This is a genomic window from Terrihabitans aquatilis, assembly GCF_052542005.1.
Genome location: NZ_JBOCUO010000002.1, coordinates 279006 through 301790, shown reverse-complemented (window position 1 = coordinate 301790; position 22785 = coordinate 279006). Strand labels below are relative to the sequence as shown.

Here is a 22785-nt window from a genome sequence, read left to right as displayed (position 1 = left end):
CGACGGCCTCCGTACAAGACTTGGATCCCTAAGATTGCGCCTGCCGCCGTTCAGGTGCCAGTGCGTTGGCCATCATCTCACCGAACGGCCCCATGTTCACGCGGGCTTCGGGCGACCGCACCGGTTGCTTCAGCGGCAGGAGGGGCAGCACCAGCTCGGCGAAGCGGTAGGCTTCTTCGAGATGCGGGTAGCCGGACATGATGAAGGTGTCGATGCCAAGGGCCATGTATTCCTTGAGGCGCGCGGCCACCGTCTCGGGATCGCCGACGAGGGCGGTGCCCGCGCCGCCGCGCACGAGGCCCACGCCCGCCCACAGATTGGGACTGATCTCCAGCCGGCTGCGGTCTCCGCCGTGAAGCGCCGCCATGCGCTGCTGCCCGACGGAATCCATGCGTGCGAACACTTTCTGCGCGGCGTCGATCGTCTCCTGGTCGAGATGACCGATCAGCTTGTCGGCCGCCGCCCAGGCTTCCTCGTTCGTCTCGCGGACGATGACGTGGAGGCGGATGCCATAGGTGAAATTTCGGCCCTTGGCCTGGACCTTCGCCTCGGCATTGGCCAGCTTCTCGGCCACCGCGTTCGGCGGCTCGCCCCAGGTGAGATATTTGTCGATGGTTTCGGAGGCGACATCGATCGCGGCGTCGGAGGAGCCGCCGAAGAAGAGCGGCGGACCGCCCTCCTGATGCGGCGGAAAGAGCAGACGGCCATCCTCGATCTGGATGTGCTCTCCCTGATAATTCACCGTTTCACCCCGCAGCAATGCGGAATAGACGTTGAGGAATTCGCGCGTCACCTCGTAGCGCTCGCCATGCGGCTGGAAGATGCCGTCGCCTCTGTTTTCGACGGGATCGCCGCCGGTGACGACGTTGATCAGCAGGCGCCCGTCGGAGATGCGGTCGAGCGTGGCCGTCATGCGGGCGGCGACTGCCGGCGATTGCAGGCCCGGACGCACGGCGACAAGGAAGCGAAGGCGCTTCGTCAGCGGCGCGAGCGCGGAGGCGACCACCCAGCTGTCCTCGCAACTGCGCCCGGTGGGGAGCAGCACGCCGTAATAGCCGAGCAAATCCGCGGCCTGGGCCACCTGGCGGAGATAGCCGAGATCGACCTGGCGCGCCCCGATCTGGGTACCGAGATAGCGCCCGTCGCCATGGGTGGGCAGGAACCACAGGACATTCGCGGATTGAGCGGGGGCGAGGGTCATGATCCGGCCTTTCGCACGGCGTCGGCGATCTTGATGGGCTTGGGGATGAGGCCGAGCTCGAGGAACGTGTCGGCCACTTTCTGCTGGTCGGCGATGACCGCCTCGGACAGCGGCTTGACGCCGAAGCTCTGGCGCTTGATGGCGATGTCGAGAACGGGCGCGGGAATGCCGGTGGAGGGCGCAAGCTCGGCCGCCGCGGCCGACGGGTCCTTCTGGATCCAGTCGCCCGTCTCGCGGATGGCCTCGATCAGGGCGTCGATCACCTCGGGATTGGCGTCTGCGAAGCGGCGCGAACCCAGATAGAATTGATAGTTCGGGACAATGCCCTCGGCGGTGGTCAGCGTGCGCGCCTTGATGGCGGATTCCGCCGATGCCTGGAACGGATCCCAGATGGCCCAGGCGTCGATCGAGCCGCGTTCGAAGGCGGCGCGCGCGTCGGCCGGCGGCAGGAAGGCGGTCTTCACGTCGCTGTAGGAGAGGCCGGCCTTCTTCAGTGCCTCGACCAGCAGGAAGTGGACGTTCGAGCCCTTGTTGAGGCCCACCGTCTTGCCCTTCAGCTCGGCGACGCTCTGGATCGTGCTGTCGGCGGGAACGAGGATGGCCTCGCCCTTCGGGGCTGGCGGTTCGGCGGCGAGATAGATCAGATTTTCGCTGGCGGCCTGCGCGAAGATCGGCGGGGCCTCACCCGTCTGCCCGATGTCGACGGCGTCGGCATTGAGGCTTTCGAGAAGCTGCGGACCGGCCGCGAACTCGCTCCACTTCACGCTGACGCCGAGCGGCTTCAGTTTTTCCTCGAGTGTGCCGCGTCCCTTGAGCAGAACGAGTGTGCCGTATTTCTGGTAGCCGATGCGGACCACCTTGTCGGCGGCATTGGCCGGCGCCGCCATGAACAGGGTGGTCGCGCCGAGGGCGAGAGCGAGCGTTGTGGCCAAAGTGAGGGCTGAGCGGCGAGTGACGTGTGGCATGGTCATGACCCTTGCGAGAAGCTGGTGTGTGCGGCCGATGTCGACATCGAGGCGTGCGGCGTTCCGTTTGCCATCAGCGCAGCATCCCCCAACGGCGGACGGTGACGGTCTCAAGCCCCCGGAAGACCAGGGCCTCGACCAGAAGGCCGATGAGGATGACGGCCGCGAGGCCCGCGAACACGACGTCGGTGAGGAGTTCGTTGCGGGCGCGGAAGATGAACCAGCCGAGGCCGCCCTGGCCGGAGCTGACGCCGAAGACAAGCTCGGCGGCGATGAGGGTGCGCCAGGCGAAGGCCCAGCCCACGCGCAGCCCCGAGATCAGCGAGGGCAAAGCCGACGGGATGAGGATCTGGGACACATAGCGCACGCCGCGCAGCCCGTAATTGCGGCCGACGAGGCGATGCGTCTCCGGTACGGCCTCGAAACCGGCCAAGGCGGCCAGCGCGAAGGGCCAGATCACCGCGTTGACGAGGATGAACAGCAGGCTCGCCTCGCCCAGTCCGAACCAGAGCAGCGCGAGCGGCAGAAGGGCGATGGCCGGCAGCGGGTTGAGCATGGCGGCGATGGTCTGCAAGGCGTCGCGCAGGAAGGGGCTGGCCACGGCGAAGGAGACGAGCGTGACGCCCAGGAGCAGCGCGAGAAAATAACCCTTCAGCAGCGTGCCCAGCGAGCCGGCCGCCGCGAACAGAAGGCCGTCGTTGAGCAAGGCGCCCCAGAAAGCGCGGGCGACTTCCACGAAGCCCGGCAGCATGATCGGGTTGTTCTGGTAGCGCGCCGCGATCTCCCACGCCGCCACCAGGATGAGGAGGACGAGCAGGCGGCGCACCGCCAGCGAATTGAAGAACGGGCCGAGCCGGGACAGGCCGGTGCGGGGGCGGATCAGCGGATCCGCGTTGGTGTGCACGGCGTCCGTCATCGATGAGGCTCCTTGCCCGCGCCGAACAACAGATCGTGCACCTCACGCACCACGCGGTCGAAGGGCGGCGTGCCGACGTCGGAGGCGTCGAGGTCCGAGGTGTCGAAGGTGGCGATGGTGCGGCCCGGATGAGCGCTGAGCAGATGAAGCCGCGTGCCGATGAGCACGGCCTCGTCGATGGCGTGCGTGACGAACAGGAGCGTGATGCCGAGTTCCTTGGCGAGCTTCAGCAGGTCTTCCTGCATCTGCAGCCGCGTCAGTGCGTCCAGCGCCGCGAAAGGCTCGTCCATCAGGAGGATGTCGGGCTCGGCCGCGAGCGCGCGGGCGATGGCGGCGCGCTGCTTCATGCCGCCCGACAGCGTGTGGGGATAATGATCGAGGGCGCGGGAGAGACCGACCCGCATCAGTGCCTCCCGCGCCCGCTCACGAGCATCGCGCCGCGAGACCCCGCGCGCGACCCGGAGAGGAAAAGCCACATTGTCGATGATCGTTTTCCAGGGCAGGAGCTGGTCGAACTCCTGAAACACGACGATGCGGTCGGGCCCCGGGCCCGTCACCGGGCGACCGCGCACCAGAAGCTCTCCCGAGGCTGGATGCAGGAAGCCCGCCGCCGCCTTGAGGATCGAGGATTTGCCGCAGCCCGAAGGCCCGAGCAGCACCAGCCGCTCGCCCTCGGCGATGGTGAGGTCGACGTGATCGACCGCCCGGGTGATGCCGGCGCTCGTCTCGTAATCGAGCGTCAGGCCGCGTGCCTCGAACACCAGCGGGCCGGCGGGGGCGCTGTGCGGTTCGTTCGCCACGAGTTTCAGGGCCGGCAGCGTCATCGGATCAGCTGCCCGGCTGGTCGTGCAGATCTTCGAAGGTGTAGTCCTTCCAGCTGCCGGGCTTGGTCTTGATGGCGCCGGTCTTCACCATGAAATCCGCGAATTTCTGCGTGTTCAGCGGCACGGTGGTGAACTTGACCTCCGGGTTCTCGATGACTTCCTGCACGAATTCCGGCGTCAGCTTGGACTTCTCGGCGCGCACATAGATTTCGGCCGCTTCCTTGCGGTGGGTGCCGGCCCATTCGGTGGCTTCCCGGAAGGCGCGCAGGAAGGCCTGATAGGTCTTCGGGTTCTCGTCGCGGAACTTGATCGTGGAATAAGCGAGCGTCGGCGTGATCGGCCCGCCCAGCGCATCATAGGAGCTGAGGACCTTGTGGATCTTGGGGTCCTTCAGGGCCTGATCCTGATAGGGCTGATTCGACAGATGCGCCGTGATCTCGGTCGAGCCGGAGAGGAGCGCGTTCGTCGCATCGGGATGGGGCAGCGAGATCTGGTTGGCGTCGAGCTTGTTGTGCACGCCTTCGCCGAACTCCTTCTCGGAGGCGATCTGAAGGGTGCGGCCCTGCACCGAGACGATGGCGGCCGGGGTGGCGATGCGGTCGTTCGGCCCGAAATCCTTGAGGCTCTTGATGTTGGGATTGTTGGTGAGCAGGTAGCTGGGCTGCGCGCCGAAGGCGCCGATGATCTTCACCGAGCCCTTGGTGCGGTCCCACACGGTGAGGAAGGGGCCGATGCCGGCCGAGGCGATGTCAATGGAGCCGGACAGGAGCGCGTCGTTGACGGCGTTGCCGCCGCTGAGCTTGCGCCATTCGACCTCGATATCGACGCCGAGCTCCTTGCCGTGTTTCTCGATGAGCTTCTGCTCACGCAGCACGTGGAAGGGAATGTAGAGCGTTCCGAACTGCTCCGAGATGCGGATGGTGCCCTCGGCCGAAGCGTGCGACAGGGTCGCGCCGAGCATCAGGGCCGAAGCGAGCAGGGTTTTTGCGAGGGCTTTCATGGCGGGCTCCTGAGGCAGGGTCAGATGGAATAGGAGGGGGCGGGCGTGTGCTGGCGGAACGCGCCGTCCCAGAACAGCAGCGGATCGATGGTTTCGGCCCACAGGCGCGTGTGCACGACGCGGCCGAAGAACACGGTGTGGCTGGAGGCCGCCAATTCCTGTGAGACCACGCAGTCGAAGCTTGCGAGGCAGCCCGACAGGGCCGGAGCCCCGGTGGCGAGCGTCACCCAATCGCGGCCCGCAAACCTTGCGCGGCGGTCCTTTTGAGTTGCGAAACGCTCGGCGACCTCGCGGTCATCCTCGCCCAGCACGTTGATGCAGAATCGGCCCGTCTCGTGGATCGGCGAATGGGTCGAGGCGGTGTTGGCCACGCACACGAGAAGCGTCGGCGGATCGACCGAGACCGAGGTGACGGAGGTGGCCGCCATTCCGTGCCGTGTTCCGTTGAGATCCGTGGTCACGATGGAGACGCCGGACGCAAGCCGCCGCATGCCGCCCTTGTAAAGCGCGCTGTCCATCAACGCTTCCTCGGCGCTGTCGTGGATCGCGGAGGTGCGGAAGGGGAGAATGCGTGCGCCATCAGACATGAGCGGTGTCGCTCCGAGTGTTTTTACCGAACAGATGATCGAGGATCTGACCCTCGAGACGGGCGATTTCGGCCGTGCCGCGGCGCCGGGGACGTGGCAGCGGAACGGGGAGATCGAGAGTGACGCGGCCGCCATCGATGAGGATGACGCGGTCGGCCAGAGCCAGCGCTTCCGCGACATCGTGCGTGACGAGCACGGCCGTGAAGCGCTGCTCGCGCCAGATGCGTTCGAGAAGGGCCTGCATGTCGATGCGGGTCAGGGCATCGAGCGCGCCGAGGGGCTCGTCGAGCAGCAGGAGCCGCGGCCCGCTGACCAGAGCACGCGCCAGCGCCACGCGCTGCTTCTGCCCGCCGGACAGCACCGAGGGCCATTCGCCGGCGCGGTCGAGCAGGCCGACCTCCGCCAGCAGATTCCGGGCGCGTGTGCGCTGATCGGGCGCCGATCCATCGCCCGCGAGGCCGATCTCGACATTGGCGAGGACGCGCTGCCACGGCAGGAGACGCGGTTCCTGGAACATGATGCGCGCGGACCCGGCGCTTCGTTCACCGTCGCCCAGGATGATGCGGCCCGTGCTCGGCTGGTCGAGACCGGCCAGGAGGCGCAGCAGCGTGCTCTTACCGCAGCCGCTGCGGCCGACGATGGCGACGAACTGGCCCGCCGGGATGTGCAGATCGATGCCGGAGAGGACGTTCTTCGTGCCGAAGCTGCGGCCGACGCCGCGAAGATCGACCGAGGCGCCGCTCTCCCTGGCCGACGGGCTGGCATCCGCATCGTGGCTCACGGCGTAAGCGGTGAGGCTCATCGGGCGGTCTCGTCCTGGAAAGCCGGATGCCAGCTAAGGGCCGCACGCTCGCCCAGATGGGTGAGGACATCGGCCAGCTTGCCAAGCAGGGCGTAGATCAGGATGGCGAGCACGACCACATCGACCAGCAGGAATTCGCGCGCCTGCATGGCCATGTGGCCGAGGCCGCTTTCCGCCGCGATGGTTTCGGCCACGATGAGCGTGAGCCACATCACGCCCAGCGCGAAGCGGAGCCCGACGAAGATGGACGGCAGAGCCCCCGGCAGGATGACGCGGCGAAACAGCGTGCGCGACGACATGCCGTAGGCGCGGCCCATCTCGATCAGCTGTGGATCGACGCTGTGCACGCCGTGCAGGGTGTTGATGTAGATCGGGAAGAAGACGCCGAGCGCCACGAGGAACAGCTTGGCCTCCTCGCCGATGCCGAACCACAGGATGACGAGCGGGATCAGTGCCAGATGGGGCACGTTGCGCACCATCTGTAGGCTGGTATCGGTGAGGCGGTTGCTGAGCTCGGACAGCCCGTTGGCGAGGCCGAAGCCGAAGCCGATGGCACCGCCCACGACGAGGCCGGCCAGCGCCCGAAGCGTGCTGACGGCCATGTGGGTGACGAGCTCGCCGGATTTCAGCGCGCTCCAGCCAGCCAAGGCAACGGCAGAGGGCGCGGGCAGGACATTGCCCGCGATGAAGCCGGTGCGGGACAGCACTTCCCACAGGACAAGTGCGAGAACAGGAATGAGCCATCCCAGCCATTCGCGTCCCGCGAGAAAAGCAGGCAGCCGCACCGGCTGGCGCCGCCGCGTATCTGCATGCTCGGAAAGGGCGATGTTGCTCATGTCGTCTCCGGTGCACCAATCTACACACCAGAAAATGGCAACTGTCAAATAACCACTATCAAAAAGGTTGATATATAAACATCGGTTTTAAGATGTGTAATACGTGGTCTGATTGGGCCGGTCGCATTGCAAATGAAAACGGCGGCTCTCGAAAGAGCCGCCGCGTGGCGTTCCGATATTCCGACTTGCGTCAGGCCACCGGTTCCAACGGTGCGTTCGTGGTGGTGCGATCTTCCAGCACCTCCATGGCGGCCAGGACGCCGCCGCGCCGGTGGGGCACGCCCGCGGCCGACAGGCCCATCTCGACGCCGGTCAACGCGCCCAGAAGGGTCAGGTTGTTGCACTCGCCAAGATGGCCGATGCGGAACACCTTGCCGGCCAGCTTCGACAAGCCCGCGCCGAGCGACATGTCGTACTTCTCAAGAACGATCTTGCGGAAGGCGTCGGCGTCATGGCCCGGCGGCATCAGCACCGCGGTGAGCACGGGCGAATATTCCGATGGCTCCTCGCACAGCACGTCCAGACCCCAGGCGCGCACGGCCGCGCGGGTGGCCTCGGCCATCTTGTTGTGCCGCGTGAACACGTTGTCGAGGCCTTCCTCCAGCAGCATGGCGATGGCTTCGCGCAGGCCGTAGAGCAGGTTGGTCGCGGGGGTGTAGGGGAAATAGCCGTTCGCGTTCGGCTTCAGCATCTCCTCCCAGTCCCAATAGGAACGCGGCATCCGGTTGGTCTTCGATGCGGCGATCGCCTTTTCGGAGATGGCGTTGAAGCCGAGGCCCGGCGGCAGCATCAGGCCCTTCTGCGAGCAGCTGACCGTGACGTCGACGCCCCATTCCTCATGGCGGAAATCGGCCGAGCCGAGCGAGGAGATGGTGTCGACCAGGAGGAGGGCCGGGTGATTGGCGGCGTCGATCGCCTTGCGGATGAGCGCGATGCGGCTCGTCACGCCCGTGGAGGTCTCGTTGTGGACCACCATGACGGCCTTGATCTTGTGCTCGCGGTCCTCAGAGAGCTTGGCTTCCACGGCGGCGGGGTCGACGCCACGGCGCCAATCGCCGGGCATGAAATCCACCTCGATGCCGAGACGGCCGGCCATCTGCCGCCACAGGGTGGCGAAGTGGCCGGTCTCGGCCATCAGCACCTTGTCGCCGGGAGACAGCGTGTTCACGATCGCGGCTTCCCACGCGCCCGTGCCGGAGGACGGGAAGATGATGACCGGGCCCGAGGTCTGGAACACGGCGCGGCAGCCTTCGAGAACCTCGCGGCCGAGCACGCCGAATTCGGGACCGCGATGATCGATCACCGGCATGTCCATGGCGCGCATGACGCGCTCGGGAACGGGGCTGGGGCCTGGAATCTGCAGGAAATGACGTCCGGTTTTGTGTGCCACGAGCTTCCTCCTTCAGCCGTAATCCGTCCTGGTCGGCATTGCAGCTCATCGTTTTGCATTCATTTTGTCGGTTGGCAACCGCCTTATGCATAAAAGCATTGAATGCAAACCGTCGACAATGGCCGCGTGTAATGCTTATGTCATTGCACGAGCGGCCCTGCGGCCCTTTGGAGCGGAACATTGGTCGCAATCGTGGAATCTGAAAAAGCGACGGCGCTTTCCCGTAAATCGTCAGCCTTGCTGCACGACGAGGTATTGGCCCGCCTGCGCGACCATATCGTGGAGGGGCATATCCCCGACGGGGCGCGGGTGCCCGAGCGGCAGCTCTGCGAGCTTCTGGGAATCTCCCGGACGCCGCTGCGCGAAGCGCTGAAGGTGCTCGCGGCGGAGGGCATGATCGAGCTGCTGCCGAATCGCGGCGCGCGGGTGCGCGCCCTTCGGGCCGAAGACATCCGGGATCTCTGCGACGTCATGGGCGGGCTCGAGGCCTTGGCAGGGCGCCTTGCCTGCGAACGGGTGACAGCGGAGGAACTCGCGACCATCGAGCGGCTGCATTACGAGATGTATCGCCACTACCTCAACCGCGATCTGCCCAATTATTTCCGCTGCAACCAGGCGATCCACGAGGCCATCGTGGAAGCGTCCGGAAACGGGCCTCTCAAGGCAAGCTATTACAGTGTTGCCGGGCGCATCCGGCGGGCGCGCTATTCCGCCAATCTGGATGACCAACGTGATCGCTGGGGCAAGGCGATGCGCGAGCATGAGGCGATCCTCGACGCGCTGCGCCGCCGTGCCGGGCACGAGCTGGCGGACATCATGTTCCAGCATCTGCGCAATAAGCAGCTGACCTTGCTGGCCGCCGTGACCGGTGAAGCCGGCATCGCCGCCGAATAATAATCACCGCGAATCGCAGACGTTTTTAACGCCCGGTTAGGGGCGATCGCACGGGCATGGCCATTCGAAATGCGCCTTTAAAAAAACAATCCGCGAGTTTCAATTCGTGTTTGCATTCAAAACGCCCTCAATTTATGACGGATGTAATGCGCCAAATAGAGCGCGACATCTTGGGAGGGATTTATGAAGCGTATTGCCGCCGCCGCCCTTATCAGCATTTTCGGGTGTGGAAGTGCCCTGGCCTGGGAGCCCACGAAGGCTGTCGAACTCGTCGTGCCGTTCTCTGCCGGCGGCGCTTCGGACCAGATGGCCCGCGTGGTGCAAGGCATCATCCAGAAGAACAAGCTTCTCGCCCAGCCCATGATCGTCGTGAACAAGCCCGCGGCCGCCGGTGGCGAGGCGATGCTCGACATCAAGGCCTCGCAGGGCGATGCGCACAAGCTCATCACTACGTCGAGCGGCATCTTCCTGACGCCGATGACCAGCAAATTGCCGGTGGTGTGGACCGATTTCACGCCGATCTCGATGCTGGCGCAGGACGCTTTCCTGCTCTGGGTGAAGGCTGACGCGCCCTACAAGAACGCCGCCGACTTCCTGGCCGCGGCCAAGGACGCCAAGCCCGCGCTGAAGATCGGCGGGACGGGCTCCAAGCGCGAGGACCAGCTCATCGTGACCGGCATCGAACGTGCGGCCGGTTTGCGCTTCAACTACATTCCGCATTCGGGCGGCGGTGCGGCCTCCACCCAGCTGTCGGGCGGACACATCCACGCCGACACGAACAATCCGTCCGAGGAAATCGCCAATTGGCGCGGACAGGCCAACCGTCCGCTCTGCGTGTTCTCCGAGAAGCGGCTTCCCTACACCGAGAAGGTGACCAACGACACGTCGTGGGCGGATATCCCGACCTGTCCCGAAAGTGGCCTTGACGTCCATTACGAAATGCTGCGCGGCGTCTTCATGCCCGGCGGCGTCACGCCCGAGCAGCAGGCTTTCTACGTCGACCTGTTCAAGCGCGTCAGCGAGACCGACGAGTGGAAGGATTACATGAAGCGCAACGCGCTGATCCCCGACTACCGGGATGGCGAGGCGTTCGTGTCCTTCCTGAAGGCCGATGAGGAAAAGCATCGCGACCTTCTGAGCAAGGCCGGTTTCCTCTCCAAGTGAGTGTCGGTGCGGGGCGGCCGATCATGCCGCTCCGCACGATCAGCATCTTCCCGATTGGCGAAGAGGACATCGTCCATGACTGACTCGTCCATGATTGACCCGAATCCGGAAACCGATCCGCAAGCCTCCGACGAGCGGGGCATTTCGCGCCGTACCGTCGAGGTCGTGGTGGCGGTGACGCTCATCATTCTTGCCGGCCTGGTGCTGTGGGATTCCTATGGTCGCGGCGCCGCCTGGGACGGCGGACCTGAAACCGGCTATTTCCCGGCCCGCGTCGGCTGGCTGTTCCTCGCCGCCTCCCTCTACATTCTGTGGCGTGCCTTCCAGCGCGAGCCGGAGATGTTCGCCTCCTGGCAGCAATTGCGCCATGTGAGCCGCGTGCTCCTGCCGCTGATCGGTTTCGTCGCGCTCATCAAGCCGCTGGGCATCTATTCGGCCTCGGCCGTCTTCATCGTCGTGTTCATGCTGCTCTCGGGCGCGCGAAACTGGCTGTCGATCATCGCCTTCGCCGTGATCTTCCCGCTCGTGTGCTTCCAGATCTTCGAAGTGCAGTTCCTCGTGCCGCTCCCCAAGGGGCCGCTCGAATCCTATTTCGGATATTGAGGTCGAACCGATGCAAGATTTCGGATCCCTTCTCGCCGGTTTCGAGCTGGCTCTTTCCTGGCACAACATCATGTACATGGTCGTGGGGGTGCTGCTCGGCATCGTGGTCGGCGTTCTGCCCGGCCTCGGCGGCCCGAACGGCGTCGCCATCCTGCTGCCGCTCACTTTCGGCATGGACCCCACGTCCGCCATCATCCTGCTGTCGTCGATCTATTGGGGCGCCCTGTTCGGCGGGGCGATCACGTCGATCCTGTTCAACATTCCGGGAGAGGCCTGGTCGGTCGCGACCACGTTCGACGGCTATCCCATGGCGGTGCAGGGCAGGGCCGGCGAGGCGCTGACGGCGGCCTTCACGGCCTCGTTCATCGGCGCGCTGTCGGGCGTCCTGCTCATCACTCTCGTCGCGCCGCTCATCGCGGGCTTCGCCTTGCGGTTCGGGCCCGCCGAATTCTTCGCGGTGTTCCTTCTCACCTTCTGTTCGTTCATCGGCATGGGCAAGGAGAACAAGGGCAAGATCGCGGCCGTGCTGTGCATCGGCTTCCTTCTGGCGGCGGTCGGTCTCGACACCATCTCCGGTGATCTGCGCATGACCTTCGGCGTCACCGAATTGATGCGCGGCTTCGACTTCCTGGTCGTGGTCATCGGACTGTTCGGCGTCAGCGAAATCCTGCTCACCGTCGAAGAAGGGCTGCACTTCAAGGGCAAGCGCGCCGGCGTCAACCTGAAGGTCGTTCTGCAGACCTGGGCGCAATTGCCCCGCTACTGGCTGTCGCTGCTGCGGTCGTCGGTCGTCGGCATGTGGATGGGCGTGACGCCCGGCGGCGCCATCGCGGCCTCGTTCATGGGCTATGGCCTGGCCAAGAGGTTCTCGCGGCGCTCGGCCAATTTCGGCAAGGGCGAACTGGAGGGCGTGCTCGCGCCGGAAACCGCCGCCCATGCCGCCGGCACCTCGGCGCTTCTGCCCATGCTGGCGCTCGGTATTCCGGGTTCGGCCACGGCGGCCGTGCTGCTGGGCGGTCTCATGATCTGGGGCCTGCAGCCGGGTCCGCTCCTGTTCGTCGAGCAGAAGGAGTTCGTCTGGAGCCTCATCGCCTCGATGTATCTGGGCAATCTGGCGGGCCTCCTCATCGTGCTGGCCACGGTGCCCCTGTTCGCGGCGATCATGCGCATCCCCTTCGCCTTCGTGGCGCCGGCGATCCTGATCATCTGCGCGATCGGCGCCTTCACCATCGCGAACTCGATCTTCGACATCTGGCTCATGCTCGGCTTCGGCGTCATCGGCTATGTGTTCAAGAAGCTCGATTACCCGCTGGCGCCGATGGTTCTGGCGCTCGTGCTCGGCGATCGCGCGGAGGATGCGGCGCGGCAGGCCCTGATCGGCTCGGAAGGCAGCCTCGACGTGTTCTTCTCGAACGGCCTCGTCACCACGCTGATCGTGCTCGCTCTTCTGTTCCTCGTCTGGGGTCCGCTGAGCGATGGTATCGCGCGGCTGCGCAATGGCCCGCGCACGGCCGAGGTGCAGCACTGAATCGTCGGTCCAGGGAAAAACCCGATGCATGGCGTTCATCCAAAGGCGGGGCCTTCGCCCGTCGACGAAGCTTTCAAGCGCCGCCTCGGTGCGGCGCTTGAAGGGCGGGTCCGCACCGATCTGTTCACGCGCGGCCGCTATTCGACCGACGCCTCGATCTACCAGATCATTCCGGCCGCCGTGGCCTTTCCGAAGGACGAGGCGGACATCGTGGCGGCGCTGCAGGTGGCGGCCGAGCACGACGTGCCGGTCATCGCGCGCGGCGGCGGCACCTCGCAGAACGGGCAGCCCATCGGCACAGGCCTCGTTCTCGATTTCAGCCGCAACTTCAACGCCATCAAGAATTACGATCCCGAACGCCGCACCGTCACGGTCCAGCCGGGCGTGGTGCTGGAGCATCTGAACGCGCGCACCAAAGGCGACGGGCTGTTCTTCCCCGTGGAGCCTTCCACCCAAAGCCGGTGCACGCTCGGCGGCATGACCGGCAACAATTCGTCGGGCGCGCGCTCGCTGCGCTACGGCAAGACGGTGGACAATGTCCGCGCGCTGGCGGCGCTCACGCATGACGGCGAGGCGTTCCGGCTTGGCCTCGGCCGCGATGCCGTCAGCGGATCGCCGCGCATCCGCGCGCTGATGGGCGACATGCTGGCGCTGGCCGAAAGCAAGCGCGCCGAGATCGAGAGCATCTATCCGAAGGTGCAGCGCCGCGTCGGCGGCTACAATCTCGATGAGCTTTTGCCGGCCGAGCCCAATCTTTCCCACCTCCTGGTCGGGTCCGAGGGCACGCTCGCGATCACCACCGAGATCGAGCTGGCGCTGTCGCCGCTGGCCACGCACCGTGTGGTCGGCGTCTGTCATTTCCCGAGCTTCCGGGCGGCGATGGAGACGACGAAACATCTCGTCGAGCTCGATCCCGTTGCGGTGGAACTGGTCGACAACAACGTGCTGGTGCTCGGCGCCGAGATCCCGACCTTCCGGCGCACGTTGGACGACATCACGCGCGGCGAACCGAACTGCCTGCTGCTGGTCGAATTCGGCGCGGACACGCAGGACGAGCTGGAACGCGACCTCGTGCGGCTTGACCAGTGCATGGCGGACCACGGCTTCCCGAATTCGGTCGTCAATGTGCGCGAAGTCTCCCGCCAGAAGCAGGTGTGGGAGGTGCGCGAAGCCTGCCTCAACATCATGATGTCGATGAAGGGTGATCGGAAGCCGATCTCCTTCATCGAGGATTGCGCGGTGCCGCTCGAGCATCTGGCGGATTACACCGACGCCATCACCGAATTGTTCGCCAAACACGGCACGCGCGGCACGTGGTATGCGCATGCCTCCGTCGGCTGCCTGCATGTGCGCCCCATCCTGAACATGAAGCAGGAACAGGGCGTGAAGGACATGCGCGCCATCGCGGAAGCCGCGTGCGATCTCGTGCGCAGCTTCAAGGGCTCGCATTCCGGCGAGCATGGCGACGGCATCTCACGCTCGGAATTCCACGAGCGCATGTTCGGCACGCCTCTGGTGCGGGCGTTCGAGGCGGTGAAGGACGGCTTCGACCCGGGCAACCGGCTGAATCCCGGCAAGATCGTGCGTCCACTCAGCATGAGCGACCGCAGCCTCATGCGCTTCAAGCCCGATTACGCGGTAACGGAACCGCACAAGTCGGCGCTGGACTGGTCGGATTGGGGCGGGTTCGGCGGCGCTGTCGAGATGTGCAACAACAACGGCACGTGCCGCCGGCTGAACACCGGCACCATGTGCCCGTCCTACCGCGCCACGCGCGACGAGCAGCACGTGACGCGCGGCCGGGCCAACAGCCTGCGGCTCGCGATCTCCGGCCAGCTCGGCCCCGACGCCTTCACCTCGAAGGAGATGAAGGAGACGCTCGATCTGTGCGTGTCCTGCAAGGGCTGCCGTCGCGATTGCCCGACCGGCGTCGACATGGCGCGCATGAAGATCGAGTTTCTGCATGCCTATCACGGCAAGCACGGCCTGCCGCTGAAGGACCGGCTGATCGCCTATCTGCCGCGCTACGCGCCATGGGCTGCCCGGCTGGCGCCGCTGCTCAATCTGCGCGACACGCTGCCCGGGCTTGCCCGCCTGAGCGAGCGGATGCTCGGCTTCAGCGCGCGCCGCACCCTGCCGCGCTGGACGCAGCCCTGGCGGCAGGTGGCCCCTCATGGGGGGGCTGGAGACGTGGTCGGCGACGGCCGGGACCTCGTGCTCTTCGGAGATACGTTCAACCGCTATTACGAGCGCGAGAACCTGGAGGCTGCCGAGCGCGTTTTGGTGCGCGCGGGCTATAGGCTGCACCGTGTCGAGGCGGCGACGGGAAGTGCCCGGCCGCTGTGCTGCGGGCGCACCTTCCTCTCCGCCGGATTGGTGGAGGAGGCCCGCGCCGAGGCGCAGCGCACCATCGACGCGCTGACGCCCTACGTCACACGAGGGGCGCGCATCGTCGGGCTCGAGCCCTCATGCCTGTTCTCCTTCCGCGATGAATTTGGCGCACTGCTGCCGCGCGAGGTCGTGCAGCCGGTATCGGAAGCCGCATTCCTGCTGGAGGAATTGCTCTTGGCCGATCTGAACGCCGGTGCGATTTCCCTGCCGTTGATCGACCAGAAGGGACGAATTGCCCATCTGCACGGTCATTGCCACCAGAAGGCCTTCGGTGCGATGGGGGCAGTGGAAGGCCTGCTGCGCGCCATTCCCGGCCTTGAGGTGAAGCCCATCGAATCGAGCTGCTGCGGCATGTCGGGTGCGTTCGGCTATGGCGCGGCCACGATCGATGTCTCGATGGCCATGGCCGAGCTGTCGCTTCTGCCGGCGGTGCGCAAGGCCGGGCCGGACGACCTCATCATCGCCGATGGCACGAGCTGCCGCCACCAGATCCATGACGGGGCGGACCGCGAGGCGGTGCATGTGGTGCGTGCGCTCGACGCGGCGATGGAGCCCGCCTGAGGATCAGCCCTTCAGAGTGAACCCGGCGGACAGGCCGCCGAGCGGCGCACGCGACAATTCGAGCTCCGTGCCGTATGCGCGCAGGATATCGGAGACGATGGCGAGGCCGAGCCCGGCGCCGCCTTTCTCGTCCTGCCGCTTGCCGCGCGCCATGGCCGCGGCGCGCTGGTCGTCGGGCATGCCCGGCCCGTCGTCCAGCACCGTGAGGCGGGTGGATCCCTCGCCGCGTTCGATGCGCACCTCGACGTGGGTGCGGGCGGCGCGGCTGGCGTTCTCCATCAGATTGCCCAGCACTTCGTGCAGATCGTCGGCATCCATCGGGATCAGGGTTTCGTCGGGGTCGTGCACGGCGAATTCGAGCGCCATGCCGCTCGGCGTGCGGGAAAGCGTCCGTGCGATCGCATCGGCCACGCCCTTTGCGGAGATCGGGGCGGCGCGGCCGGCATGGCGTGCGCGTGAGCGGGCGAGTTCGCGTTCCACCGTGCGGCGCATCTGCGTGCCCAGTTCGCCGATGGCGCCGGCGATCTCCGTTTCGCCCCGCTCCTGCAGCCGCCGCACGTCGGCCGACAGGGCTGTCAACGGCGTCTTGAGCCCGTGGGCGAGGTCGGCGGCCCAGTCCCGGGCGCGTAACAAGGCATTGTCCTGCGCGTCGAGCAGGATGTTGACCTCGGCGACGAGGGGTTCGATCTCGGTGGGCACGTCGTTCGCGAGCCGGCGGGACCGGCCCGAGCGCACCGCTTCCACGCCCTGGCGTATGCGTGCCAGCGGACGAAGGCCTGCGCCGACCTGGGCATAGGCGGCGGCGAGGAGCACCAGGCCGAGCAGGGACAGGGCAATCAGGAGCTCGCCGGTGAAATCCTTCTGGAGGACACGGAGGTCGTCGCGCGTCAGGCCCGCCGCGATGCGTATGGTGCGATCCGCGCCGGCCTGCGACAGCGAGACCCGCCGCTCGCGGATGAGGAGGCTGCCTCCCGATGGGTCGGGTGCGATGGAGCTTCGTGTCTCTCCCATCGGCGGCTCGGTGCCGGGGGCGGCGAGTTCGGCGTCCCACAGCGAGCGCGATCGCAGGCGTGTGCCGCCGATCTCGTCCAGGATCTGCCAATAGAGGCCGCCATAGACATTGGCAAAGCGCGGATTGGCGGGTTCGCGCGAGAGAATGAGGCGGCCTTCGGCGTTGAAATCGGCCGCGCCCGCGAGCTGGCCGAGATAGACGTCGAGTTCCTGCTCCATGCGGCGTTCCACGTGCCGCTCGAACAGCGCGGAGATGCCGATCCCCGCCACCACCAGCGCAAGCGCGGTGGTGGCCAGCGCGAACAGCAAAAGCCGTAATCGCAGGGAACGCAGGGGCGCGATCATCCCCCCATCACATAGCCGAAGCCGCGCCGGGTTTCGATGCTGTCCGCTCCAAGCTTGCGGCGCACGCGGCCGACCAAGACCTCGACGGCGTTGGATTCGCGGTCGCCGAGTTCGCCCTGCAGATGCTCCGCAAGTTCGTGCTGCGAAACCACCCGCCCCGGATTGTGCATCAGATAGGCGATGAGGCGGTATTCCTGGGGAGACAGAGCAATGGGGCGGCCGTTCCGCGTCAGCCGCATCTGCCGCGTGTCGAGCGTGAGTTCACCCAGGGTGAAGATCGCGCTGGCATGGCCGCCGGTGCGCCGCAGATTGGCACGAAGGCGGGCCAGCAATTCCTCCATCTCGAAGGGCTTCGGCAGATAATCGTCGGCTCCGGCGTCGATCCCTTCCACCCGCTCGCGCCAGCTGCCGCGCGCGGTCAGGATGATGACGGGGAAGGTGCGGCCGTTCTCGCGCCAGCGGCGCAGGATGGACAGGCCATCCATGCCGGGCAGGCCGAGATCGAGGATGATCGCGGCGTAATCCTCGGTGTCGCCGAGAAACCAGGCGTCCTCCCCGTCTGCGCAGGTCTCGACCACATAGCCGTTCGTCTCGAGGCACGCGACGATGTCCGCGCTGATCCGGGGATCGTCCTCGACGCAGAATATCCTCATCAATCGTCGTCCTCGTCCACGTCGAGGATGGCCCCGGTGCGCGGGTCTACTTCAAGCTCGACCACGCGACCGCGCGCGGTCTGGATCTTGATCTCGTATTCCAAGACGCCATCGTCTTCCGACAATTCCACGTCGATGACCTCGCCCGGAAAGCGCGTGGCGATCTTCGCGAGGATCTCCTTCAGCGGCAGCATCTCGCCGCGCTGGACAGCGGCGCGGGCGCGATCGGCATCGGTCGTCGGTGGAGGTGACGGTGGAGCAGGCGGCGCGGGCTCCACGGGCGAAACGGTTTCGGCGACCGGGGCCGGGGGCGCGGGCACGTCAGGCGCCGGGATGGGGGCGGCTTCGGGCGCGGCTTCCGGAAGCTGCGGCGCCGTTTCGGGCCGGGAGGCGACAGGGGCGGGCGCGATGGTTTGCGCGCCTGAATCTGGTGTCGCGCCCGGACGATTGGCGAGGTGCATGCCGCCCGCGCCCAGCCCCGCGCCGAGCGCGAGCGTAAATCCCAGCAATCCGATCGTCCTGTTGTCCATGCAGGTTCTATGGGCTCGGCGAGATGACAAATCGCTGACAGCCATCCTCAGTTAGCTGTCATGGGGCCTCTGCGAAACTGCAAACCGTCGCTGATCGAGCGATGATCGTTTCGGAAAGGATTTTCCCATGAACCTCGTCAAGTCCGCCCTCGTCGCCGCCACTCTCTCGGCTCTCGCCCTTCCGGCTCTTGCGGACGACCGTCGTGTCGATCGCAGCGACTGGCTGAGCGTGGGCGAGATTTCCTCCAGGCTGGAAGCCGCCGGTTACACGCGCATCACCGATATCGAGAGCGACGACGGTCTCTATGAAGTCGATGCAACCTCTCCGGAAGGCCATCGTGTGGACCTTGACGTCGATCCGCGCACGGGCGCCGTGGTCCGCAGCGAACGCGACGATTGATGCGCCGACGGGCTGCAGCCGGACATCCCGATTGCGGCCCATCCTTTTCGCCGCAACGCGACAAGGATTGGACAGTGCCTTCCCGAATGCTGATAGGATGACGGAACGGGCCTGGCCGTTTCTCTGACCGCCACATGATCCGCCGCATTCGGTGGCGCGTGCCCGTGCGGAGGGGGCGGTGATCAAGCAACTCACGGGCACGCTGATCCTGGCCGTGATGTATCTGATCGGGGCTCAGATCGCGGGCCTGTTCGATATCGGAATTCCCGGCGCGGTGTTCGGCCTTGTCCTGTGCGTCATCGCCATGTTTGCGGTGCCCGGGTTGCAGGATCCTCTTCGGGCCGGAGGGCCGCCGTTTCTCGTTTTGATCCCGCTGTTTCTCGTGCCGGTCGTCGTGAAGATGGCCGTCAGTCTCGACTTCGCGAATGTGATGACGTGGCTGGTCGTGGCCGTGGCCGCCGCCACGACGATTCTCGGCCTCCTGATAACGGGGCTGATCGTGAAGCTTGTCTTCGGCGGCGCGCGATGACGCCTCTCATCCCGTCGCTAGCGCTCACCCTCGCGGCCTATGTCACAGGCGTGCGCGTCTATCGTGCCGCGGGCGGCACGCCGTTCCTGCATCCCATCCTCGTCTCCATGGCGGGCGTGCTGGCCGTGCTGGGCCTGTGCCGCGTTGCCGGCCGTCCGGTCTCGGAGGACTACATCGCGGCGAACGGTTTTCTGATCGAATGCCTGATGCTGTCGGTCGTCGCGTTCTCCCTGCCGCTCGTCGACAACGCCCAACAATTGTACCGCGACATGGTCCGCGTGATGGTCTGCACCGCTCTCTGCGGGGCGATGCTGGGCGCAACCACAATCGCCATCTCGCTGGCGCTCGGGTTCGGCTCGGATCTGAGCGCGGCGATCGGCCTGCGTTCGGTCACGGCGCCGATGGCGCTGGCCATCGCCACGGCCAACGGCCTGTCACCCGACACCACGATGCTGTGCATCTTCGTCACGGGGGTTGTCGGCGCGATCCTCGCGGGACCGGCTTTGCGCCTGATGGGGATCGAGGACGAGCGCCACACCGGCCTCGTGCTGGGCATCACCTGCCACGCCTTCGGTGTCGTCCGCGCGCTGGAGATCTCGCCTTTGGCCGCGGCCTATTCGATGATCGGGATGATCCTGACCGGGCTGTTCTATTCGTTCACCTATGCCTGGGCGCTTGCCATGATGCGGGGCCTCGGCTGGCTGTAGGTCCGTCACTTCATGCGGAGGTACAGGCTAATTCCCGTATTTATCTGTCGAATAGACGAATTATGTATATTCCCGGCGTAGATGGGTTTGACGGAACGTGCCAAATCTGTCGATCAACACGCTGTTCTTCGTCGTTCGTATAGGTGGGAGCCATGGCCGTCATCGCGGCGGTGTTTCGCGCCAGGCGGTTCCCAAGGCCCGGGAACGGCCCATATGAGGCGGCGGGCTCTCAACAGAAGATGGCCGAATTTCCGGTTCGATACGCACGAGGACATCATGGCAGCTTTCAGGATCCGTAGCCTCGGCGTGCTCCTCGCCGCTCTGATCGCCGTCCCTGCCTCCGCGCAGACGCTGGAGAAGGTGAAGATCGGCCTCGCGATTCCGCCGTCCGTCACCGAGGGCAGCATCCAGGCCATCGCGCGGGAACTGAAGCTGTTCGAAGACGAGAAGCTGGACGTCGAATATGTCGTTCTGCCGGGGGCCGGCGCGCTGTTGCCGCAATTGCTTCAGCGCAACATCACGCTTGCCCTTCCGCTTCCGGAAACGCTGCTGTCGGCCCACAAACCCGGCCAGCCGCCGCTGCCGGTGACCTATGTCTACAATGCCGGGCCGAGAAACTCGCTGGAGATCGCCGTCAAGGCGGATTCCAAGATCCAGACGCTGTCTGATCTGAAAGGCGGCTCCATCGGCGTCGGCGCGCTGACCTGGGGCACCATCCCGCAGACCCGCGCGCTGCTGCGCTCCGTCGGCCTCGAACCCGGCAAGGACGTGCAGATCGTGGCGGTGGGCGTGCTGGGTTCCGGTTTCCACGCCTTGCGCGAGGACCGGGTGCAGGCGCTCAACTTCAACAGCACCTGGATCGACCTTCTGGAGAACGAGGGCACGCCGGCGCGCCGCCTGGAATTCCCGCCGGTCTTCCGGCAGATGATCGTCAACGGCTATCTCGCCCATCGCTCGACTCTGGAGAGCAATCCGGCGCTGCTGGAGCGTTTCGGCCGTGCCTGGACCAAGGCGCTCGTCGTGTGCGACACCAATCCGCGCGCCTGCATCGAGGCCTTCTGGCGCAGCAATCCGGCGGCCCGGCCGCAGGGCGATACCGCCGCCGCGCTGGAAACCAATGTTCGCCTGCTGCAGCGCTGGATCGAGCCTCTGGTGCGCGATGCCGAGGGCAAGCTGCGCACGCCCGGCGCCTATGATTACGACATCATCCGCGCCTACATCACCGAGATGCGGCGCTATGGCGAATTGGCCACCGACGACATCCCGGTCGAGGATTATTTCACCAACGCTCTCGTGCCGGCGTTCTCGCAGTTCGACCGCGCGGCACTCGAGGCACGGGCCCGGGAGCTCAAGTGACATCCGTTTCGGGTAACGCGACGGGGCCGAAGCCGGCCCTGTCTGTTTCACATGTGCGCTTTTCCTATTCCGGGGCATCCGGGCGGCCGATCTTCGACGATCTGTCGCTCGATGTGGCGGAAGGCTCCTTCGTCGCGGTGCTCGGCTCGTCGGGCGGCGGCAAGTCCACATTGCTGAAGCTGCTGGCCGGCCTGGCAAGGCCGCAGGCGGGCAATATGAGCTTCGCGGGCACGCCCATCAGCGGCCCCCGCCGGGAAATCGGCATGGTGTTCCAGAAGCCGACCCTGCTGCCCTGGCGCACCGTGCGCGACAACGTGCTGCTGCCGGCCGGGTTCGCCGCGAAGGCGAGCGAGGCGGAGAGGGCGCGCGCTGATCATCTGCTGGAGACCGTGGGCCTTTCGCAGAGCGCAGGCCTCTACCCGAACGCCCTGTCCGGCGGCATGGCACAGCGCGTGGGCCTCGCGCGCATGCTGCTGCACGATCCCCGGCTTCTCCTGCTGGACGAGCCGTTCTCCGCACTCGACGCCATGACCCGCGAACGGCTGAGCCTCGAATTGCAGCGGCTGTGGATGGCGGGGCGGCCGACTGCTCTCTTCGTCACCCATTCCATTCCGGAGGCCCTGTTCCTGGCGGATCGCGTCGTGGTGCTGGCCGGCGCGCCGGCGCGCATTCTGGCCGATGTCGAGGTTCCGCTGCCGCGCCCGCGCACGGTGGAGAGCATGGGCACACCCGAATTCAACGCGCTGGCGCTTGAATTGCGGCGGCTGTTCGACCAGGCCGCCGGCGAGGGGACGCCTGCCGCATGAAACGCCTTTTCAACATCGTCGCTCCCCTCATCACCTTCGTGCTCATCATCGGTGCGTGGAGCTATGCCACCGGCCCCGGCGGCCTTCCGGCCTATCTCCTGCCAGCGCCGGGCGATGTCGCCCGTGCGCTGTGGACGGGCCTCGCCGGCGGGGAATTCTGGCCTCACATCCAGTTCACCCTGACCTCGACCCTTGTCGGCTATGTGCTGGGCTCGATCGCGGCGGTGATCGCAGGCGTGTTCGTGGCCGAAAGCCGGACGTTCGAGCGCTTCGTCTTCCCCTATATCGTCGCCATCCAGGCCATGCCGAAGGTGGCCCTGGCACCGCTCATCCTCGTGTGGTTCGGTTTCGGGCTGGCGTCGAAGGTGGTGCTGGTCGGGCTGATCTGCTTCTTCCCGCTCCTGGTGAACACGATCGGCGGCATCCGCCGGGCCGATCCCGAATTGATCGCGATGGCGCGCTCGTTTTCGCGCTCGTCCCTTTGGATCTTCCTGCACATCAAGCTGCCGGCCGCCGCCAGCGCCATCTTCGCAGGCCTTGAGATCGGCATCGTGCTGGCCCTGATCGGCGCCATCGTCGGCGAGTTCGTCGCCTCCGAGCGCGGTGTCGGCTACCTCATCGGCTCGGCGACGGTGAACATGAATGTCGCCGTGATGTTTGCCGGCGTGGTCATCCTCGCCGTGTTCGGCGTGCTGGGCAGCACGCTCGTGCGGGCCCTGCAACGCCGTGTGGTATTCTGGGAAGGCGATGCCGACGAACGCCTGCGCGCCGAGCGTTCCTGAAGTT

The 22785-nt window shown here is 66.0% G+C and carries 23 protein-coding genes; 11 read left to right on the top strand and 12 right to left on the bottom strand.

The features are described from left to right. Positions 1-28: 28 nt before the first annotated feature. The 9 genes from ssuD to ACQ6S1_RS07390 form a co-directional block, all read right to left on the bottom strand. Positions 29-1201, bottom strand: a complete 1173-nt coding sequence (gene ssuD / locus ACQ6S1_RS07430) for an FMNH2-dependent alkanesulfonate monooxygenase (protein ID WP_445040554.1) — start codon at positions 1199-1201, stop codon at positions 29-31. Further along, complete coding sequence (locus ACQ6S1_RS07425; RefSeq protein ID WP_445040553.1) at positions 1198-2166, bottom strand: sulfonate ABC transporter substrate-binding protein; 969 nt, start codon at positions 2164-2166, stop codon at positions 1198-1200. Before ACQ6S1_RS07425 ends, ssuD begins: the two co-directional genes overlap by 4 nt. A 73-nt stretch (positions 2167-2239) precedes the next feature. Continuing rightward, positions 2240-3082, bottom strand: coding sequence for an ABC transporter permease (locus tag ACQ6S1_RS07420; protein ID WP_445040552.1), 843 nt, complete (start codon positions 3080-3082; stop codon positions 2240-2242). Next, positions 3079-3906 (bottom strand): ABC transporter ATP-binding protein, encoded by an 828-nt coding sequence (locus ACQ6S1_RS07415; protein ID WP_445040551.1) that lies wholly within the window; start codon positions 3904-3906, stop codon positions 3079-3081. The genes ACQ6S1_RS07420 and ACQ6S1_RS07415 overlap by 4 nt, the downstream gene beginning before the upstream one ends. Before the next feature lie 4 nt (positions 3907-3910). Beyond that, positions 3911-4906, bottom strand: a complete 996-nt coding sequence (locus ACQ6S1_RS07410; protein WP_445040550.1) for an ABC transporter substrate-binding protein — start codon at positions 4904-4906, stop codon at positions 3911-3913. Between the two features lie 20 nt (positions 4907-4926). Further along, complete coding sequence (locus ACQ6S1_RS07405; RefSeq protein ID WP_445040549.1) at positions 4927-5493, bottom strand: flavin reductase family protein; 567 nt, start codon at positions 5491-5493, stop codon at positions 4927-4929. Beyond that, positions 5486-6295, bottom strand: coding sequence for an ATP-binding cassette domain-containing protein (locus ACQ6S1_RS07400; RefSeq protein WP_445040548.1), 810 nt, complete (start codon positions 6293-6295; stop codon positions 5486-5488). Before ACQ6S1_RS07400 ends, ACQ6S1_RS07405 begins: the two co-directional genes overlap by 8 nt. Further along, positions 6292-7131 carry an ABC transporter permease subunit gene (locus ACQ6S1_RS07395; protein WP_445040547.1) on the bottom strand — a complete coding sequence of 280 codons (840 nt, stop codon included), beginning with the start codon at positions 7129-7131 and terminating at the stop codon, positions 6292-6294. The genes ACQ6S1_RS07400 and ACQ6S1_RS07395 overlap by 4 nt, the downstream gene beginning before the upstream one ends. 190 nt (positions 7132-7321) lie before the next feature. After that, the gene (locus ACQ6S1_RS07390; RefSeq protein ID WP_445040546.1) at positions 7322-8521 is read right to left on the bottom strand and encodes a pyridoxal-phosphate-dependent aminotransferase family protein; all 1200 of its coding nucleotides are present in this window, start codon (positions 8519-8521) and stop codon (positions 7322-7324) included. A 192-nt stretch (positions 8522-8713) separates the two neighbouring features. Between ACQ6S1_RS07390 and ACQ6S1_RS07385 the strand changes: the two genes are divergently transcribed. From ACQ6S1_RS07385 to ACQ6S1_RS07365, 5 genes are all read left to right on the top strand, one after another. Beyond that, the gene (locus tag ACQ6S1_RS07385; protein WP_445040545.1) at positions 8714-9415 is read left to right on the top strand and encodes a GntR family transcriptional regulator; all 702 of its coding nucleotides are present in this window, start codon (positions 8714-8716) and stop codon (positions 9413-9415) included. Positions 9416-9598: 183 nt separating this feature from the next. Further along, complete coding sequence (locus ACQ6S1_RS07380) at positions 9599-10579, top strand: Bug family tripartite tricarboxylate transporter substrate binding protein (protein ID WP_445040544.1); 981 nt, start codon at positions 9599-9601, stop codon at positions 10577-10579. Positions 10580-10654: 75 nt separating this feature from the next. Continuing rightward, complete coding sequence (locus tag ACQ6S1_RS07375; RefSeq protein WP_445040543.1) at positions 10655-11182, top strand: tripartite tricarboxylate transporter TctB family protein; 528 nt, start codon at positions 10655-10657, stop codon at positions 11180-11182. 10 nt (positions 11183-11192) lie between these two features. Next, positions 11193-12710, top strand: coding sequence for a tripartite tricarboxylate transporter permease (locus tag ACQ6S1_RS07370; protein ID WP_445040542.1), 1518 nt, complete (start codon positions 11193-11195; stop codon positions 12708-12710). A 24-nt stretch (positions 12711-12734) separates the two neighbouring features. After that, positions 12735-15662 carry an FAD-binding and (Fe-S)-binding domain-containing protein gene (locus ACQ6S1_RS07365; protein WP_445040541.1) on the top strand — a complete coding sequence of 976 codons (2928 nt, stop codon included), beginning with the start codon at positions 12735-12737 and terminating at the stop codon, positions 15660-15662. 3 nt (positions 15663-15665) lie between these two features. Here ACQ6S1_RS07365 and ACQ6S1_RS07360 read toward each other — a convergent pair whose 3' ends face one another. Genes ACQ6S1_RS07360 through ACQ6S1_RS07350 form a run of 3 tightly spaced genes read right to left on the bottom strand, consistent with a single transcriptional unit; the run spans position 15666 to position 18201 of the window. Next, positions 15666-17018 carry a sensor histidine kinase gene (locus ACQ6S1_RS07360; RefSeq protein WP_445040540.1) on the bottom strand — a complete coding sequence of 451 codons (1353 nt, stop codon included), beginning with the start codon at positions 17016-17018 and terminating at the stop codon, positions 15666-15668. Continuing rightward, positions 17015-17671 carry a response regulator transcription factor gene (locus ACQ6S1_RS07355; RefSeq protein WP_445040539.1) on the bottom strand — a complete coding sequence of 219 codons (657 nt, stop codon included), beginning with the start codon at positions 17669-17671 and terminating at the stop codon, positions 17015-17017. Before ACQ6S1_RS07355 ends, ACQ6S1_RS07360 begins: the two co-directional genes overlap by 4 nt. Beyond that, the gene (locus ACQ6S1_RS07350) at positions 17671-18201 is read right to left on the bottom strand and encodes a PepSY domain-containing protein (protein WP_445040538.1); all 531 of its coding nucleotides are present in this window, start codon (positions 18199-18201) and stop codon (positions 17671-17673) included. The genes ACQ6S1_RS07355 and ACQ6S1_RS07350 overlap by 1 nt, the downstream gene beginning before the upstream one ends. Positions 18202-18328: 127 nt before the next feature. Between ACQ6S1_RS07350 and ACQ6S1_RS07345 the strand changes: the two genes are divergently transcribed. From ACQ6S1_RS07345 to ACQ6S1_RS07320, 6 genes are all read left to right on the top strand, one after another. After that, entirely contained in the window at positions 18329-18601 is a 273-nt protein-coding gene (locus ACQ6S1_RS07345; protein ID WP_445040537.1) for a PepSY domain-containing protein, read from the top strand. 178 nt (positions 18602-18779) lie between these two features. Then, positions 18780-19130: a CidA/LrgA family protein gene (locus ACQ6S1_RS07340; RefSeq protein WP_445040536.1), complete on the top strand. Its 351-nt coding sequence runs from the start codon at positions 18780-18782 to the stop codon at positions 19128-19130. After that, on the top strand, positions 19127-19837 hold the full coding sequence (locus ACQ6S1_RS07335; RefSeq protein WP_445040535.1) for an LrgB family protein: 711 nt from the start codon (positions 19127-19129) through the stop codon (positions 19835-19837). Before ACQ6S1_RS07340 ends, ACQ6S1_RS07335 begins: the two co-directional genes overlap by 4 nt. A 276-nt stretch (positions 19838-20113) precedes the next feature. Further along, positions 20114-21193 carry an ABC transporter substrate-binding protein gene (locus tag ACQ6S1_RS07330; protein WP_445040534.1) on the top strand — a complete coding sequence of 360 codons (1080 nt, stop codon included), beginning with the start codon at positions 20114-20116 and terminating at the stop codon, positions 21191-21193. Then, positions 21190-21999 (top strand): ABC transporter ATP-binding protein, encoded by an 810-nt coding sequence (locus ACQ6S1_RS07325; protein WP_445040533.1) that lies wholly within the window; start codon positions 21190-21192, stop codon positions 21997-21999. Before ACQ6S1_RS07330 ends, ACQ6S1_RS07325 begins: the two co-directional genes overlap by 4 nt. Then, positions 21996-22781, top strand: coding sequence for an ABC transporter permease (locus tag ACQ6S1_RS07320; protein WP_445040532.1), 786 nt, complete (start codon positions 21996-21998; stop codon positions 22779-22781). The genes ACQ6S1_RS07325 and ACQ6S1_RS07320 overlap by 4 nt, the downstream gene beginning before the upstream one ends. Positions 22782-22785: the final 4 nt, after the last annotated feature.

Bases quoted from the DNA above. Each gene is read 5' to 3' on its own strand.
- ACQ6S1_RS07375 (WP_445040543.1), top strand. From the start codon at position 10,655: ATGACTGACTCGTCCATGATTGACCCGAATCCGGAAACCGATCCGCAA.
- ACQ6S1_RS07420 (WP_445040552.1), bottom strand. From the start codon at position 3,082: ATGACGGACGCCGTGCACACCAACGCGGATCCGCTGATCCGCCCCCGC.
- ACQ6S1_RS07380 (WP_445040544.1), top strand. From the start codon at position 9,599: ATGAAGCGTATTGCCGCCGCCGCCCTTATCAGCATTTTCGGGTGTGGA.
- ssuD (WP_445040554.1), bottom strand. From the start codon at position 1,201: ATGACCCTCGCCCCCGCTCAATCCGCGAATGTCCTGTGGTTCCTGCCC.
- ACQ6S1_RS07335 (WP_445040535.1), top strand. From the start codon at position 19,127: ATGACGCCTCTCATCCCGTCGCTAGCGCTCACCCTCGCGGCCTATGTC.
- ACQ6S1_RS07350 (WP_445040538.1), bottom strand. From the start codon at position 18,201: ATGGACAACAGGACGATCGGATTGCTGGGATTTACGCTCGCGCTCGGC.
- ACQ6S1_RS07415 (WP_445040551.1), bottom strand. From the start codon at position 3,906: ATGACGCTGCCGGCCCTGAAACTCGTGGCGAACGAACCGCACAGCGCC.
- ACQ6S1_RS07400 (WP_445040548.1), bottom strand. From the start codon at position 6,295: ATGAGCCTCACCGCTTACGCCGTGAGCCACGATGCGGATGCCAGCCCG.
- ACQ6S1_RS07405 (WP_445040549.1), bottom strand. From the start codon at position 5,493: ATGTCTGATGGCGCACGCATTCTCCCCTTCCGCACCTCCGCGATCCAC.
- ACQ6S1_RS07425 (WP_445040553.1), bottom strand. From the start codon at position 2,166: ATGCCACACGTCACTCGCCGCTCAGCCCTCACTTTGGCCACAACGCTC.
- ACQ6S1_RS07360 (WP_445040540.1), bottom strand. From the start codon at position 17,018: ATGATCGCGCCCCTGCGTTCCCTGCGATTACGGCTTTTGCTGTTCGCG.
- ACQ6S1_RS07355 (WP_445040539.1), bottom strand. From the start codon at position 17,671: ATGAGGATATTCTGCGTCGAGGACGATCCCCGGATCAGCGCGGACATC.
- ACQ6S1_RS07365 (WP_445040541.1), top strand. From the start codon at position 12,735: ATGCATGGCGTTCATCCAAAGGCGGGGCCTTCGCCCGTCGACGAAGCT.
- ACQ6S1_RS07330 (WP_445040534.1), top strand. From the start codon at position 20,114: ATGGCAGCTTTCAGGATCCGTAGCCTCGGCGTGCTCCTCGCCGCTCTG.
- ACQ6S1_RS07410 (WP_445040550.1), bottom strand. From the start codon at position 4,906: ATGAAAGCCCTCGCAAAAACCCTGCTCGCTTCGGCCCTGATGCTCGGC.
- ACQ6S1_RS07345 (WP_445040537.1), top strand. From the start codon at position 18,329: ATGAACCTCGTCAAGTCCGCCCTCGTCGCCGCCACTCTCTCGGCTCTC.
- ACQ6S1_RS07320 (WP_445040532.1), top strand. From the start codon at position 21,996: ATGAAACGCCTTTTCAACATCGTCGCTCCCCTCATCACCTTCGTGCTC.
- ACQ6S1_RS07395 (WP_445040547.1), bottom strand. From the start codon at position 7,131: ATGAGCAACATCGCCCTTTCCGAGCATGCAGATACGCGGCGGCGCCAG.
- ACQ6S1_RS07370 (WP_445040542.1), top strand. From the start codon at position 11,193: ATGCAAGATTTCGGATCCCTTCTCGCCGGTTTCGAGCTGGCTCTTTCC.